At 68.7% G+C, this 14,785-nt stretch carries 13 protein-coding genes; all 13 read right to left on the bottom strand.

The features are described from left to right. Positions 1–42: 42 nt before the first annotated feature. The 13 genes from AC3WVS_RS05130 to AC3WVS_RS05070 all read right to left on the bottom strand — a co-directional run bounded on the left by AC3WVS_RS05130 (position 43) and on the right by AC3WVS_RS05070 (position 14,705). Complete coding sequence (locus tag AC3WVS_RS05130) at positions 43–903, bottom strand: M48 family metallopeptidase (protein WP_492317666.1); 861 nt, start codon at positions 901–903, stop codon at positions 43–45. Further along, positions 900–1,664: a lysophospholipid acyltransferase family protein gene (locus AC3WVS_RS05125; RefSeq protein WP_492317665.1), complete on the bottom strand. Its 765-nt coding sequence runs from the start codon at positions 1,662–1,664 to the stop codon at positions 900–902. The genes AC3WVS_RS05130 and AC3WVS_RS05125 overlap by 4 nt, the downstream gene beginning before the upstream one ends. 46 nt (positions 1,665–1,710) lie before the next feature. After that, complete coding sequence (gene gmhB, locus AC3WVS_RS05120; RefSeq protein ID WP_010813869.1) at positions 1,711–2,298, bottom strand: D-glycero-beta-D-manno-heptose 1,7-bisphosphate 7-phosphatase; 588 nt, start codon at positions 2,296–2,298, stop codon at positions 1,711–1,713. A gap of 21 nt (positions 2,299–2,319) precedes the next feature. Beyond that, positions 2,320–4,443, bottom strand: a complete 2,124-nt coding sequence (gene glyS / locus AC3WVS_RS05115; protein ID WP_492317664.1) for a glycine--tRNA ligase subunit beta — start codon at positions 4,441–4,443, stop codon at positions 2,320–2,322. A gap of 36 nt (positions 4,444–4,479) precedes the next feature. Further along, complete coding sequence (locus AC3WVS_RS05110) at positions 4,480–5,109, bottom strand: hypothetical protein (protein ID WP_492317663.1); 630 nt, start codon at positions 5,107–5,109, stop codon at positions 4,480–4,482. Next, positions 5,106–6,053, bottom strand: a complete 948-nt coding sequence (glyQ, locus tag AC3WVS_RS05105; RefSeq protein WP_492317662.1) for a glycine--tRNA ligase subunit alpha — start codon at positions 6,051–6,053, stop codon at positions 5,106–5,108. The genes AC3WVS_RS05110 and glyQ overlap by 4 nt, the downstream gene beginning before the upstream one ends. A gap of 591 nt (positions 6,054–6,644) precedes the next feature. After that, positions 6,645–8,255, bottom strand: coding sequence for an apolipoprotein N-acyltransferase (gene lnt / locus AC3WVS_RS05100; protein ID WP_492317661.1), 1,611 nt, complete (start codon positions 8,253–8,255; stop codon positions 6,645–6,647). Beyond that, positions 8,252–9,139, bottom strand: coding sequence for a CorC family transporter (locus tag AC3WVS_RS05095; RefSeq protein ID WP_010813864.1), 888 nt, complete (start codon positions 9,137–9,139; stop codon positions 8,252–8,254). Before AC3WVS_RS05095 ends, lnt begins: the two co-directional genes overlap by 4 nt. 144 nt (positions 9,140–9,283) lie before the next feature. Beyond that, a complete protein-coding gene (gene ybeY, locus AC3WVS_RS05090; protein ID WP_492317660.1) occupies positions 9,284–10,030 on the bottom strand; it encodes an rRNA maturation RNase YbeY in 747 nt (248 codons plus the stop codon). Continuing rightward, complete coding sequence (locus AC3WVS_RS05085; RefSeq protein ID WP_010813862.1) at positions 10,031–11,029, bottom strand: PhoH family protein; 999 nt, start codon at positions 11,027–11,029, stop codon at positions 10,031–10,033. Between the two features lie 33 nt (positions 11,030–11,062). Continuing rightward, a complete protein-coding gene (gene miaB / locus AC3WVS_RS05080) occupies positions 11,063–12,415 on the bottom strand; it encodes a tRNA (N6-isopentenyl adenosine(37)-C2)-methylthiotransferase MiaB (RefSeq protein ID WP_492317659.1) in 1,353 nt (450 codons plus the stop codon). Positions 12,416–12,504: 89 nt separating this feature from the next. Continuing rightward, a complete protein-coding gene (locus AC3WVS_RS05075; protein WP_492317658.1) occupies positions 12,505–12,906 on the bottom strand; it encodes a hypothetical protein in 402 nt (133 codons plus the stop codon). A gap of 113 nt (positions 12,907–13,019) precedes the next feature. After that, positions 13,020–14,705: a ClcB-like voltage-gated chloride channel protein gene (locus AC3WVS_RS05070; protein ID WP_492317657.1), complete on the bottom strand. Its 1,686-nt coding sequence runs from the start codon at positions 14,703–14,705 to the stop codon at positions 13,020–13,022. Positions 14,706–14,785 lie beyond the last annotated feature (80 nt).

Raw genomic sequence — 14,785 nt, 5'->3', positions numbered from 1 at the left:
TTAGTGCGTTTGGCCGAAACGTACCGGCCCGCTCCCGCTCGCTCAGAATGTCGGCAACAGCTCGGGCGGGTGCGCCCGCAGTTGCGCGCGCGCATCGCGGAACTCGGGGAAGATCGATTCCACGGTCTGCCAGAAACGCGGGCCGTGGTTCATTTCCTTCAGGTGCGCCAGCTCGTGCGCGGCGACATAGTCGATCATCGACAGCGGGAAATGCATCAGGCGCCAGTTCAGCCGGATCTTGCCGTCGGCGGTGCAGCTGCCCCAGCGCGTGGCGGCCGAGGTCAGCGCAAAGCCGGTGTGGCGCACGCCCAGCTTGTCGGCGTAGATATCGAGGCGCTCGGCCAGCAGCCGGCGCGCCTGCTGCTGCAGCCAGCCCTGCACGCGGTCCTTGATCTGCTGCTCGTCGGCATGGCCCGGCAGCGCCAGGTGCAGCACGCGGCGGTCGGCATCGAACAGCAGCGCGCCGAGCGGCGACTCCAGCGACAGCGTCAGCGGCTGCCCCAGGAAGGGCAGGCTGGCGCCGTCGCGCCATTGCACCGTGGGCAGGATGCGGCGCGACTCGCGGTGGCGCCACTCGCCCAGCTTGTTGAAGATCCAGCGCTGTTTTTCCAGGATGGCCGACTCGATGTCCGCCAGCGTGACCCAGCGCGGCGCCGTGATCGACAGGCCGCGGTCGTCGATGGTGAAGCCGATGGTGCGGCGCGCCGAGCGCTTGAGCGTGTAGTGCAGCGGCCGTTCGCCGATACGCAGCAGGCGTGCGTTGGGTTGCGGCACCGGCCAGGCGGGCTGCTGCGGGGGCTCCGGCGCAAGCGGGGCCGCAGGCTGCGGCGCCTGGGCGGACTCCGCCAGCGGCAGCTCCAGCTGCGCGCCGTCGGCGTCGGTGGCGGGTCGCAGCAGCTTCATGCGGCGGGCCCGGCCGGGGCCGCGCTCCGGTAGCTCTGCGGATCGATGCGGCGCATGTCGCGCTCGATCCATTCCGCCACCTCCTGGTTGAGCTGGTCCGCGGTCTTGTTGGCCGAGGCGATCGCCGGGCCGACCGAGATCGTCACCATGCCCGGGTGCTTCAGGAACGAATTGCGCGGCCACACCCGGCCCGAGTTGACCGCCATCGGCAGCACCCAGGCGCCGGTTTCCACCGCCAGGCGCGCGCCGCCGCTCTTGTAGCGTGCCTTCTCCAGGCCCGAAGGCGTGCGCGTGCCTTCCGGGAACATGATGATCCAGGCGCCTTCGGCCAGCCGCTCGCGGCCCTGGCGCGCGGCCGAGGCGAAGGCGCGGGTGCCTTCCTTGCGGTTGATATGGACCATCTTCAGCATGCCCAGCGCCCAGCCGAAGAACGGCACCAGCAGCAGCTCGCGCTTGAACACGAAGCACAGCGGCTTGGGCATCAGCGCCACGTAGGCCACGGTTTCCCAGGCTGACTGGTGCTTGGACAGCAGCACCACCGGCTTGTCGAGCATCACGTCCATATGCTCATGGCCTTCGATGCGGTACTGGATGCCGCAGATGCCGCGCGCGGCCCAGATCACCAGCAGGGGCCAGCCGCGCACGAAGCGGAAGCGCTGGTCGGCATTCATGAACGGGAACACCAGGAAGCAGGCGCAGGCGTACGGCGGCGTCAGCACCAGCAGGTACAGCGCAAACAACAGGGAACGGAGAAACGTCATGCGGGGGGGGCGCGCGGGGGTGCGAATAGGGAATGGATGCGGGCGGTCAGCCGGCGCTATGAGTGGGCGGGCGCTGTGCGCCGCCGTTGCCGGTCAGCCAGCGCGCAAACGCGAGCAGGTCGTCGTGCACTTGCGTGCCCGGCGGCAGGGCGCCCTGGTCGAGGGTCTTCTGGCCCTTGCCGCTGCGTACCAGGTGCGGCGCGCAACCGACCGCCACGCCGGCTTCCAGGTCGCGCAACGAATCGCCAACGATGGGCACGCCGCGGAGCTCGATGCCGAAGCGCTCGCTGATCTGCTCCAGCATGCCGGGCTTGGGCTTGCGGCAATCGCAGCCGTCCGCGGCGGTATGCGGGCAGAAGAACACCGCGTCGACGCGCCCGCCCAGGCGCGCGAGCAACGTGTGCATCTTCTCGTGCATGGCGTTGAGCGCGCTCATCTCGAACAGCCCGCGGCCGATGCCGGACTGGTTGCTGGCGAGGACCACGCGGTAGCCGGCCTGGTTCAGCGCGGCGATGGCCTCAAGGCTGCCGTCTATCGGCACCCATTCATCGGGCGTCTTGATGAACTGGTCGCTGTCGAGGTTGACCACCCCGTCGCGGTCCAGGATGACAAACTTGGGCGGCGTCTGCGGCATGTGCGGCTCCGGTGGCTGAGATCAGGCGGCCAGCTTGGAGATGTCGGCCACGCGGTTGGCCATCGCGTGCAGCGAAGCCAGCAGCGCCAGGCGGTTGGCGCGCAGCTGCGCGTCCTCGGCCATCACCATCACATCATTGAAGAAACGGTCGACGGCATCGCGCAGCTGGGCCAGGTCGCGCAGCGCGGCGGTGAAATCGCCGCTGGCGAAGGCGGCTTCCACGGCCGGGCGCACGCGCTCGATGGCGGCGTGCAGCGCGCCTTCGGCCTCTTCCCGGAACAGCGTCGGATCGACCGTGCCGACCGGCTCGGTGTTCTTGCGCAGGATGTTGGTGATGCGCTTGTTGGCGGCGGCCAGGGCCTCGGCCTCGGGCAGCGCGGCAAAGGTGCGCACGGCTTCCATGCGGCCCAGGATGTCGTGCAGCTGGTCCGGGCGCAGGCTGACCACGGCCTCGACTTCGTTGGTGGTGTAGCCCTTGTCCTTCAGGTAGCCGCGCACGCGGTCGTACAGGAAGTCGGCGATCGCCTCGGGTGCCGGCTTGACTGCAGCGATGCCGGCAAAGGCCTGCTGCGTCAGCGCCAGCATCGACGTCAGCGACAGCGCCAGCGGCTTTTCGATCAGCATGCGCAGGATGCCCAGCGCATGGCGGCGCAGCGCGAACGGATCCTTCTCGCCGGTGGGCTGCAGGCCGATGCCCCAGATCCCGACCAGGGTCTCGAGCTTGTCGGCCAGCGCCACGGCGGTGCTGACCGCACCTGCGGGCAGCGCATCGCCGGCAAAGCGCGGTCGGTAGTGTTCGGAGCAGGCCAGCGCCACGTCTTCGGCTTCGTCGTCGTGGCGGGCATAGTACGTGCCCATGGTGCCCTGCAGCTCGGGGAACTCGCCGACCATGTCGGTCAGCAGGTCGGCCTTGGCCAGTTCGGCGCCGCGCATCGCGGCGGCCTTGTCGGTAGGCACGCCGACTGCGTTGAGCGCATCGGCGATATGGCCGGCGATCTGCTGCAGGCGCTGCACGCGGTCCAGCTGGGTGCCGATCTTGTTGTGGTAGACCACGCTGGCCAGCTGCGGCACGCGCGACGCCAGCGTCTTCTTGCGGTCCTGGTCGAAGAAGAACTTGGCATCGGCCAGGCGCGGGCGCACCACGCGCTCGTTGCCGGTGATGATCGACTGCGGCGTCTCGGTGGCCAGGTTCGACACGATCAGGAAGCGGTTGCGCAGGTGGCCGTCGGCATCGGTCAGCGCAAAGTACTTCTGGTTGGTCTGCATGGTCAGGATCAGGCATTCCTGCGGCACTGCCAGGAAGGCTTCCTCGAAATGGCAGGCATAGACCACCGGCCATTCCACCAGCGAATTGACTTCATCGAGCAGCGGCTCGGGCATGATCACCTGGTCGGCGCCGGCTTCCTTGAGCAGCGCGGCGCGCATGCGCTCGCGGCGCTCGGCGTAGCTGGCGACCACGTGGCCGGCGGATTCCAGCCGCTGCGCATAGTCATTGGCATGCGCGATCTCGATCACGCCATGCGACAGGAAGCGGTGGCCCTGGGTCAGGTTGCTGGCCTGCAGCCCCAGCAGCGTCACCGGCAGGATCTCGGCGCCGAACAGTGCGATCAGGCTGTGCGCCGGGCGCACGAAATGCACGGTGCTGCCGTCCGGGCGCTGGTAGCTCATGACCTTGGGGATCGGCAGCTTCGCAATGGTGTCTTCCAGCGCTGCCTGCACCGCGGCAGCCAGTTCGGCGCCGCGTGCGGTATAGCGGTAGAAGAAGGCCTCGGCCTTGCCGTCGGAGGCGCGCTCCAGCGACTGCCAGTCGATCTCGGCAACGCCGACCGACTTGGCCAGCGCAGCCAGCTTCTTGGCCAGCGGCGCGGTGGGCTCGCCGTTGGCGTCCAGCGCCACCGACAGCGGCAGGACCTTCTCGCGCTGCTCGCGGTCCGGCGCGCTGCGGCGCACGCCCGACACCAGCGCGGCCAGGCGGCGCGGGGTGGCGAACGGCGTCACGGTGGCGCCCGGCTCAAGCAGGTCGCGCTCGCCCAGGCCGGCGAACAGGCCCTGCGCGAAGGCGTCGCCCAGGCGCGCCAGCGCCTTGGGTGGCAGCTCTTCGGTGAACAGTTCGATCAGCAGCGAGTCGGTCATGGGTTGCGACATGAATCGTATCCAACAGGTTGTAGCGCGCGCCGCTTATCAGCAGCGTGGCGAAAGATTAGGTTCCACTCCGGACAGCAGCCACAGGCCGTTCTGTTGCCGGAATTGCAGCGTGGTGTAGGCGCATTGCGCGGCCGCCGCGGCGCTGGCCGCGCCGTTGCTGCCGCCGCGGCTGCCTGCAGCCGGGAAGCGTGCGTCGATGCGGCGCAGGCGCTTGTCGTAGCGGATCTCGTCGATGCGCCCGCCCACCCAGAAATCGATCTTCGGCGGCAGCTGCGCCGCCGAGTAGTAAGTCTTGACCGTGCGGCGGGTGCGGCCGTTGTGGGTCTCCATCTCCACCCACGTCAGCGGGTAGCGGATCGCGCTTTCATAGGCGCGCAGCGGCACGCGGTGCCAGCCCAGGTCGCGCTGGCCGGACAGGTCGCACGAGAACGAGCGCACCAGCTGCGTCCACTGGTCGAGCGCATTCAGCGACGGGCGCCATTGGCGCGCCATGGCCAGCTGCAGCGCCTGCGGATCGGCCTCGCACACATTGCTCAGTTCGGCCGGCAGCATCAGCACCTGCGCGCTGGGTGCCGCCTGCGCGCGCGCGCCGATGGCATTGCCGGCGGCGGCGAGCGCGGCGATCGCCGTGGCGCAGCACAACGCGCTGCGCGCCAGTTGCGTCATGCCCGGGCTCCGCCGTTGCCGCACATCGGGAAGCCGAGGGCCTCGCGCGAGTCGTAGTAGGCCTGCGCCACCTGGCGCGACAGGTTGCGGATGCGGCCGATATACGCCGCGCGCTCGGTCACCGAGATCGCGCCGCGCGCGTCCAGCAGGTTGAAGGTGTGGGCGGCCTTGAGCACCTGCTCGTAGGCGGGCAGCGCCAGGCGCGTGCCGGCGGCCTGGCCTTCCTCGGTGCCTTCGCCGTTGCCCATCAGCCGCTTGGCCTCGCCTTCGTGCTCGGCGAAATGGCGGAACAGGATCTCGGTGTTGCTGTGCTCGAAGTTGTAGGTCGACTGTTCGACTTCATTCTGGTGGTACACGTCGCCATAGGTCAGGCGGCGCGTCTCGCCGTTCTCGACCCACTCGGTCCAGATCAGGTCATAGACGTTCTCGACCTTCTGCAGGTACATCGCCAGGCGTTCGATGCCGTAGGTGATCTCGCCGGTGATGGGCTTGCAGTCGATCCCGCCCACCTGCTGGAAGTAGGTGAACTGCGTCACTTCCATGCCGTTGAGCCAGACTTCCCAGCCCAGGCCCCAGGCACCCAGCGTGGGGTTCTCCCAGTCGTCCTCGACGAAGCGGATGTCGTTCTGCTTCAGGTCCAGGCCGAGCGCCTCGAGCGAGCCCAGGTACAGCTCCAGGATGTTCTCCGGCGCGGGCTTGAGCACCACCTGGTACTGGTAGTAGTGCTGCAGGCGGTTGGGGTTCTCGCCATAGCGGCCGTCCTTGGGGCGGCGCGACGGCTGCACGTAGGCGGCGCGCCACGGCTCGGGGCCGAGCGCGCGCAGGAAGGTGTGTACGTGGGATGTGCCGGCGCCGACCTCCAGATCGATGGGTTGCAACAGCGCGCAGCCCTGCCGGTCCCAATAGGCCTGCAGGGTCAGAATCATTTGTTGGAAGGTCAGCATATGAAGACTAGGTAGAGGCACCCGGGCGCGGTCGCGGCGCCCGGCATGCAGGCCGCGCGGCGCGTGCCGGAGCCGGCGCATGCGGATTTTGCCAAACCCTGAATTCTATCGGCTTTTTGGCGAGGCGCCCCGTTTGGCGGGGCCGGCTAGGTCACGCACCGATGGTGGAGGATGCCCGCCAATGTCGGTCCTACGCAACGCATCGGGAAAATACCGAGGCGGATTTCAGGTTTGGCCGCTGCTGGCCGATAACGTTTTTGTATACAGTATGAGTAAGCAACCCGTTTCAGAGCGTTGCGATTGACAGTCCGTGCCGGCATGGCGGGCACGGCGGCTGCTGGCTGGCACCGCAGTGGCCGTTTGTCGGTAACTGATTATTGATGGGGACTTGGCATCATGGCACTTCTTTCTCGCAAACCTTACCTGGTCGCAATCGCGGTCATGATCGCCGCGGCCACCGTGTCCGTGGCGACCGGGCTGCTGAACTGAACCGGCTGGCGCTCACCTGAGGCGCCACCACCGGCACCGCAATCCAGCGCCGGACGGCGGCGGCGATCCCGCCGCGTCCGGTGCCTGCGCCAGCCTGTGCCTTCAGCCTGCACCGCGCAGCTTGCGCATACGCCAGGCAGCAAGCCCCAGCACCAGTGCAAACAGCGCCAGCACCGGCGCGTTCCCCCAGCGGATATAGGGCGTCAAGCCCTGCATGCCCTGCACCTCGGCCGCCAGCGTGCCGACCGTGAAGGTCGGCAGGCGTTGCTGCACCGAGCCGTCCGGACGCACCACCGCAGTCATGCCGGTATTGGTCGAGCGCAGCATCGGCCGGCGCGTTTCCAGTGCGCGCATGCGCGAGATCTGCAGGTGCTGGTCCAGCGCGATGGTGTCGCCGAACCACGCCAGGTTGGTCAGGTTGGCCAGGACATTGGCCGGCGCCGGCTGCTGGCGCAGCGTCTGCGCGATCTCCTCGCCGAACAGATCCTCGTAGCAGATATTGGGCGCCACGCGCACGCCGCGCACCGGCAGCGAGGCCTGGTCGAGCCCGCCGCGGCGGAAGTCGCCCAGCGGCATCTTCATCATGTCGACGAACCAGCGGAACCCCAGCGGGATGAATTCGCCGAACGGCACCAGGTGGTGCTTGTTGTAGCGGTACAGGCGTTCGGTCTCGGGGCCCAGGCCGAAGACGCTGTTGGTGAAGTCCACCGGCGAGTCGGCGCCGGCGGCGCCGAACAGCACCGTGGTGCCGCTGGCCAGCGCGTAGTCGCGCACCGCCACGGCCACGTCGACCGGCAGCTCCTGCAGGATGACCGGGAACGCGGTTTCCGGCGTGACCACGAGGTCGGCCGGCGCGGCGGTGATCATGTCGCGGTACAGCTCGATCGAGCGCTGGATGCCGGCGGGCTCGAACTTGATGTCCTGGGCCACGTTGCCTTGCAGCAGCCGCACCGACAGCGGCTTGCCGGCGGGCGTGGTCCAGGCCAGCGGCGCCAGCGCGGCGCCCGCGGCGGGCAGGGCCAGTGCCAGTGCCAAGGCGCCCAGCGCCCGGCCGCGCTCGCCGCGGCCCAGCCCGCGTACGGCAGCCGCCAGCAGTGCCGCCACCGCGGCTGCCAGGGCGCCGATGCCGTATACGCCAAGCAGCGGCGCGAAGCCGGCCAGCGGGCCATCGGCATGGGCATATCCGCCCGACAGCCACGGGAAGCCGGTAAACACCACGCCGCGCAGCCATTCGGTGAGACCCCAGGCAGCGCCGAAGGCCAGCGGCGCCAGCAGCGTGGCCCCGGGCAGGCGCGCCGTCAGCCGATGCCACAGCGCGCCGGCCAGCGCCGGGTAGAGCGACAGGAAGCCAGAGAACAGCACCACCGCGAGCGCGGCCATCCACGCCGGCATCTCGCCGTAGACGTGCATGCTGATATAGAGCCACCAGATGCCGGACAGGAACCAGCCCAGCCCGAAGGCGTAGCCAGTGGCGGCGGCCAGGCGCGCGCGCGGCGCGTCGGCCATCAGCGCGGCCAGGCCGGCCAGCGACAGGATCTGCAGCCACCACCAGTCATGGGGGGCGAAGGCTTGCGTATGGGCGATGCCGAGCACGCCGGCCAGCAGCAGCCGCGCCATGGTCGCCGTGCGCGAATGCGCGCGCGTGCCAGGCACGCCCGCCGGGGCGGCGTCGGCAGCGGCGGCGCCGTTGAGGATCGGGGCGGAACGCTTCATGCGCCGGCCGCGCCCGCGTTGTCGCCGTTGGATTCCCGGTGCACCTGCAGCAGGTGCACCTGGCGCGCGTCGGCGCGCAGCACCTCGAAGCGGATCGGCGGCAGGGTGATGACCTCGCCGCGGTGGGGCACGTGGCCCACGTGGTTGGACAGCAGCCCGCCCACGGTATCGACGTCGTGGTCGGAGAAGGCGGTGCCGAAGGCGTCGTTGAACTGGGCGATCTCGGTCAGGCCGTGCACGCGCCAGCTGCCGTCGGGCATTGGCAGGATATTGTCCTGGTCTTCGTCGAGGTCGAACTCATCCTCGATGTCGCCGACGATCTGCTCCAGCACGTCCTCGATCGTCACCAGGCCGGCCACGCCGCCGTACTCGTCGACGACCATGGCGATATGGTTGCGGTTGATGCGGAAGTCGCGCAGCAGGATGTTCAGGCGCTTGGACTCGGGGATGAACACCGCCGGGCGCAGGGTCTCGCGCAGGTCGAAGGCGGGGTCGGTGTAGTAGCGCAGCAGGTCCTTGGCCAGCAGGATGCCGATGATGTTGTCACGGCTGCCTTCATAGACCGGAAAGCGCGAGTGCGCGGTCTGCTGCATGAAGGGGATGAACGCCTCCGGGGCATCCGCGATATTGACCATATCCATCTGCGCGCGCGGCACCATGATGTCGCTCGCGGTCAGTTCGGAGACCTGGAACACGCCCTCGATCATCGACAGCGAGTCGGCGTCGATCAGGTTGCGCTCATGCGCTTCCTGGAGCACTTCGAGCAATTCCGCGCGGGTGTCCGGCTCGGGGGAAATCAGGTCTGACAGGCGTTCGAGAAGCGATCTGGGACGATCGGCCTGCTTCAGGTAAGCGGGCTTCGAACTGGGATAAGGGTCGTTCATTTCGCGGCGAGCGCGTGGTGGAGATCGTCTGAAGGATACACTAAAAGCCTGGCCGTCCCGTGACGGCGGGCGGTGTCCTGCGACGATATGTGCAGCAGGCGGCGCCCGGTCGGCGCCGCCCGTGAGAAAGGGATTACGCGGGGATCACGCGGCGCGGTCGCTCTGGTAGGGGTCGGCGTAACCGAGCGCCTGCAGCGTTTCGGTCTCGATCGCTTCCATTTCCTCGGCCTCGACGTCTTCCTCGTGCTCGTAGCCTTGCGCGTGCAGCACGCCGTGGACGATCAGGTGCGCATAGTGCGCTTCCAGCGGCTTGCGCTGCTCGCGCGCCTCGGTTTCCACCACCGGGCAGCACAGCACGATATCGCCCGTGACCGGGTCTTCCTCGTTCTCCGCATAGGCAAAGGTCAGCACATTGGTGGCGTAATCCTTGCCGCGATAGGTGCGGTTCAGCGTGCGGCCTTCTTCCTCGTCGACGAAGCGGATGGTCAGCGCGGCGTCGGCATACAGCGCCGACTTGACCCAGGTCTCGATCTTGCGGCGCGGCGGCAGGCCGGCGCGCTTGCCGACGCCGTCGCCGTTCTGGATCTCGAGCTCCAGCCCGGGCGGAGTGGCCGGCGTGCCGGTGGTGGTGACCACCGGCGTGGCGGTCACGGCCACCGACAGCGAGTCATGGTTGTCCGGGCGCACCAGCAGGCCAGCCTGCTGGTTGGTGTCGGTGTGCTCGGCCAGCAGCGCGACCACGCCGTCGGCTGCCTGCGACAGGTCCAGCGTCAGGCTGCGGCCGTCGGGCAGCTGCACGCGCAGCGCGTGCGCGGCGCTCTTGCGCGCGCGGCCGTCGCCGTCGAACAGGGTCAGGCTCACGGCGGAAGACTTGGATTTCTGGGATTTCAATTAAGCGTCCTTGTGCTGGGCGTGGTATTCGTCATAGGCATCGACGATGCGGGCCACCAGCGGATGGCGCACCACGTCGATGCTGGTAAAGCGGGTGCAGGCAATGCCGCGCACGTCGCGCAGCACGTGCAGCGCCTCCACCAGGCCGCTCTTCTGCCCCCTGGGCAGGTCGATCTGGGTGGTGTCGCCGGTGATCACCGCCTTGGAGCCGAAGCCGATGCGCGTAAGGAACATCTTCATCTGCTCGGGCGTGGTGTTCTGCGCCTCGTCCAGGATGATGAAGGCATGGTTCAGCGTGCGCCCGCGCATGTAGGCCAGCGGCGCGATCTCGATCATCTGGCGCTCGAACATCTTCTGCGTGCGGTCGAAGCCGAGCAGGTCGTACAGCGCGTCATACAGCGGGCGCAGGTAGGGGTCGACCTTCTGCGCCAGGTCGCCGGGCAGGAAGCCCAGGCGCTCGCCGGCTTCCACCGCCGGGCGGGTCAGCACGATGCGCTTGACCGCGTCGCGCTCCAGCGCGTCGACCGCGCACGCCACTGCCAGGTAGGTCTTGCCGGTGCCGGCAGGGCCGACACCCAGCGTCAGGTCGTGCGACAGGATATTGCGCAGGTAGTCGCGCTGCGCCACGGTGCGGCCCTGCAGGCCGGTGCGGCGCGTGTGCAGCACCGGCGATTCGTCGCCGATCTCGCGCTCTTCGACATTGTCGCCGTTGCCGGGCAGGTAGCTGCCATGCGCGGACAGCTGGCGTGTTTCCACCAGGCCCAGTTGCACGTCGTCGATCGACAGCGGCGTGCGCGCCTGGTTGTAGAAGCGCTCCAGCGCCGTTGCCGCATCCTGCGCGTTGCCGCCGCGCACCGTCATGCGGTGGCCACGGCGCTGGATGTTCACGTCCAGCGCCTGCTCGATCTGGCGCAGGTTCTCGTCGAGCGGCCCGCACAGGTTCTGCAGCCGGGTGTTGTCGTCCTTGGGGGCGACGAATTCTGCGGAAGGGATTTTCATCGGTTGGCGATGGCCTCGCTGGATGGTGCCTGGTTACTGCCGAACCACGATCTCGCCGCGCAGCGAGTGCGGGAAGGCCTGCGTGATGCTGACATCGACCAGCTGGCCGACCAGCCGGTCGCGGCCTGCCTGCGGCACGCCCGGCAGCGCAAAGTTGACCACGCGGTTGTTCTCGGTGCGCCCGTGCAGCTCGGTCGGATCCTTGCGCGCGGGGCCTTCCACCAGGATGCGCTGCACCGTGCCGACCATGTTCTGGCTGATGCGCTGCACGTTTTCCTCGATGGTGGCCTGCAGCCGCTGCAGCCGGCGCAGCTTGACCTCGTGCGGGGTGTCGTCGTGCAGGTTGGCAGCGGGCGTGCCCGGGCGGGGGCTGAAGATGAACGAGAACGAGGTGTCGTAGCCGATCTCTTCGATCATCGCCATCAGCTTCTCGAAGTCGGCATCGGTCTCGCCGGGGAAGCCGACGATAAAGTCCGAAGACATCGACATATCCGGGCGCAGCACGCGCAGCTTGCGGATGATGCTCTTGTACTCCAGCACGCTGTAGCCGCGCTTCATCGCCATCAGGATGCGGTCGGACGCATGCTGCACCGGCAGGTGCAGGTGGTTGACCAGCTTGTCGCAGCGGCCATACAGCTCGACCAGGCGCGAGGTGAATTCCTTCGGGTGGCTGGTGGTGTAGCGGATGCGCTCGATGCCGGGAATCTCGGCCACGTACTCGATCAGCAGCGCAAAGTCGGTGATCTCGGTGGTGTCGCCCATCTTGCCGCGGTAGGCGTTGACGTTCTGGCCCAGCAGCGTGACTTCGCGCACGCCCTGTTCGGCCAGGCCGGCGACTTCGGCCAGCACGTCCTCGAACGGGCGCGACACTTCCTCGCCGCGGGTGTAGGGCACCACGCAGTAGCTGCAGTACTTGGAGCAGCCTTCCATGATCGAGACAAAGGCGCTCGGGCCTTCGACGCGTGCCGGCGGCAGGTGGTCGAACTTCTCGATCTCGGGGAAGGAGATATCCACCTGCGACTGGCCGGTGCGCTGGCGCCGCGCGATCAGGTCGGGCAGGCGGTGCAGCGTCTGCGGGCCGAACACCACGTCGACATAGGGCGCGCGCGCGACGATGCTGGCGCCTTCCTGGCTGGCCACGCAGCCGCCCACGCCGATCACCAGGTCAGGCTTGACCGCCTTCAGTGCCTTCATCCGGCCGAGTTCCGAGAACACCTTCTCCTGCGCCTTCTCGCGCACCGAACAGGTGTTGAACAGGATCACGTCGGCGTCTTCGACGTTGTCGGTGGGTTCCAGCCCCTGGCTGGCGTTGAGGACGTCGACCATCTTGTCCGAGTCGTACTCGTTCATCTGGCAGCCGTACGTCTTGACGAAAACTTTCTTCATATGCCGATCTCAGTGGTTGACCTGGGGGCATCAGGGTGTTGCAACAACACGGCCGGCGCGTGGGGTACGCCGGTCGCACTTCCGGGGGACTACGATTTCTTCTTCAGCGCCTTCTGTTCCGGCTCGCTCAGCACCCAGGCGGTCAGCAACTGGCCGTACAGGTCCAGCTTGTACCGCACCGGCAGCTTCTGGCCCGCCACCGCGGCACTGGCCAGCAACTGGTTGTCGGTGCCGAACAGGCGCAGGCCCGGCGCCACGCCGACGGTCTTGCCGTCGAGCGTGGCCGTCTGCGGGGCACCGGCAGACGGCGTGGCGATAACGAGCCTGGCCGCCTGCGCATCGTCCGGGATCGCCCGCACCGGCTGGGCCATCGCGCTTGCCGCACCGAGCAGCAGGGCGGCGGCGCAGGCCAGCGCTGGCAATAGCCTGCGGGCGCGCCCGGGTTGGACAGACTCCGGCGCCTCGCGGCGCGCATCACGACCTGCTGGCATGGGGGAGAACTCCGACTAATGGGACGACGCGTTGGCGGGAATGGCCCAAAGGCGGGCGCAACCCGGCATTTTACCCCGCTGGCGGCCTGACAGGGTCGGCGATGCGGCGGGGCTCAGAACAGGCAGGATGCCTCTTGCAGCACACGCTGCTTGGACACCGTGCCCATCAGTTCGCGGCCGGCGCTGTCGCGCACCAGCGGGATGCGGTTGATGCCGTGCTCGGCAAACACCGCCAGGGCGTCGCGCAGGCCCGAATCCGGGGTCAGTGCGGGGAAGTCGCGTTCGGCCAGCGCCAGCACGTCGTCCGCGGCGCCCTCGCGCTGGGCGCGCTGCAGCGCATGGATCGACAGCGCGCCCAGCAGGCGGCCATCCGTTTCGACCAGATAGAGGTAGCGCGTCCCGGTCTCGGCAAACTTGTCGGCCGCGGCCGCCAGGGTGGCGTTCGGGTCGAGCACGGTATCGGTCGGGTCGCACAGGCCCGCCAGCGTCAGCGTGCGGGCGTGTTCGGCCGCGGCCGAGGCCTGCGCGCGCTCGGCGATCACGCTGTACAGAGACAGCGTCTGGCAGCGTGACGCGGTGTAGTACGCCGCCACTGCGCCGATCATCGACGGCAGCAGCAGCGCGGGCGCCAGCGTCATCTCGAACACCATCAGCACCGACATCAGCGGCGCCTGGCTGGTGGCCGCCAGGAACGCGCTCATGCCCACCAGCGGCAGCAGCGGCGCCGCAGCGGCCGCCGTGTCCTGCATGCCGATGGCCAGCAACTGCCCGAGCGCCGCCCCCACGAACAGCGACGGCGTGAACACGCCGCCGACCGCCCCCGAGCCCATGCTGATCACCGTAGCCACCAGCTTGGCCAGCAGCACGCCGGCCACCGGCACGCTCAGCGGCTGCTCCTGCAGGATGGTCTGGATGGTGGAATAGCCGTTGCCAACCACCTCGGGCACCGCCATCGCGAGCACGCCGACCAGCGCCCCGCCCAGCGTCAGCCGGGCCACCGGGCCGCCAGGCATCGCTGCAAAGCGGCTGCGCGCAAAGCCCGCCGCACGCATGAACAGCGCGCCCGCAATGCCGGCGGCCACGCCCAGCGCGGCCGCGGCCAGCAGGATGTGCGGGCGCAGGTCGGGGGCGATATCCAGGCCCGGGTAGAGCGGCTGCAGGCCGCCGTGCCACTGGCTGACCATGGCACCGGCCACCGAAGCCAGGAAGAGCGGCATCAGGCGCTGCACCGCGAGCGCCCCGAACACCACTTCGGCAACGAAGACGGCAGCGGAGAAGGGGGTGTGATAAACGGTGGCAAGGCCCGCCGCGGCCCCGCAGGCGGTCAGCATGCGGCGCATGTTCGAGCCGCCGCCGCGTTCCAGCCGGGTCGACGGGAACAGCGAGCCGCACAGCGCCGCCAGCTGGATCATCGCGCCTTCCTTGCCGACCGAGCTGCCGCTGACGATCGAGAAAAACGACGAGAGCGCGCGCAGCAAGGTGATCCGCACCGGCAGGCGGCCGCTGCCGTTGGCCACCGCTTCCATGTAGTCGGTGGCGCCGCCGTGGCTGCCGGCCAGGCGATTGGCCAGCACCAGCAGGCCGCCCGCCAGCGCGCCGCCCACGGCCGGCACCACCACGCGCCACGCCAGCGCCAGCGTGGCGAATACGGCGACCACGTCGGCATGGCTGGAAAACAGGACCACGCCCGCGCCATCCAGCGCCTCCTTGAACAGCGTGGTGGCAATGGCCGCGACGATCCCGACCGGGATGGCCGCGAACAGGGTGACTTCCTGGTCTTCGAGGAAACGCAAGCGCATGGCGGCTTTCCGGGGCACATGTGGCGCGGGTGCGGAGCCGGAGCGGGGGCGGGCAGAGGCTGTCATGATAGCGCAGCGCC

This window comes from Cupriavidus sp. CPT47-8839-RL05A, from assembly GCF_058792255.1.
Note: the sequence above shows the minus strand (reverse complement) of the source record. Positions and strands in the feature narration are given on the sequence as shown.

Coding starts and splice junctions, on each gene's coding strand:
- AC3WVS_RS05130 (WP_492317666.1), bottom strand. CDS start 903: ATGAAGCTGCTGCGACCCGCCACCGACGCCGACGGCGCGCAGCTGGAG.
- AC3WVS_RS05125 (WP_492317665.1), bottom strand. CDS start 1,664: ATGACGTTTCTCCGTTCCCTGTTGTTTGCGCTGTACCTGCTGGTGCTG.
- gmhB (WP_010813869.1), bottom strand. CDS start 2,298: ATGCCGCAGACGCCGCCCAAGTTTGTCATCCTGGACCGCGACGGGGTG.
- glyS (WP_492317664.1), bottom strand. CDS start 4,443: ATGTCGCAACCCATGACCGACTCGCTGCTGATCGAACTGTTCACCGAA.
- AC3WVS_RS05110 (WP_492317663.1), bottom strand. CDS start 5,109: ATGACGCAACTGGCGCGCAGCGCGTTGTGCTGCGCCACGGCGATCGCC.
- glyQ (WP_492317662.1), bottom strand. CDS start 6,053: ATGCTGACCTTCCAACAAATGATTCTGACCCTGCAGGCCTATTGGGAC.
- lnt (WP_492317661.1), bottom strand. CDS start 8,255: ATGAAGCGTTCCGCCCCGATCCTCAACGGCGCCGCCGCTGCCGACGCC.
- AC3WVS_RS05095 (WP_010813864.1), bottom strand. CDS start 9,139: ATGAACGACCCTTATCCCAGTTCGAAGCCCGCTTACCTGAAGCAGGCC.
- AC3WVS_RS05085 (WP_010813862.1), bottom strand. CDS start 11,029: ATGAAAATCCCTTCCGCAGAATTCGTCGCCCCCAAGGACGACAACACC.
- miaB (WP_492317659.1), bottom strand. CDS start 12,415: ATGAAGAAAGTTTTCGTCAAGACGTACGGCTGCCAGATGAACGAGTAC.
- AC3WVS_RS05075 (WP_492317658.1), bottom strand. CDS start 12,906: ATGCCAGCAGGTCGTGATGCGCGCCGCGAGGCGCCGGAGTCTGTCCAA.
- AC3WVS_RS05070 (WP_492317657.1), bottom strand. CDS start 14,705: ATGCGCTTGCGTTTCCTCGAAGACCAGGAAGTCACCCTGTTCGCGGCC.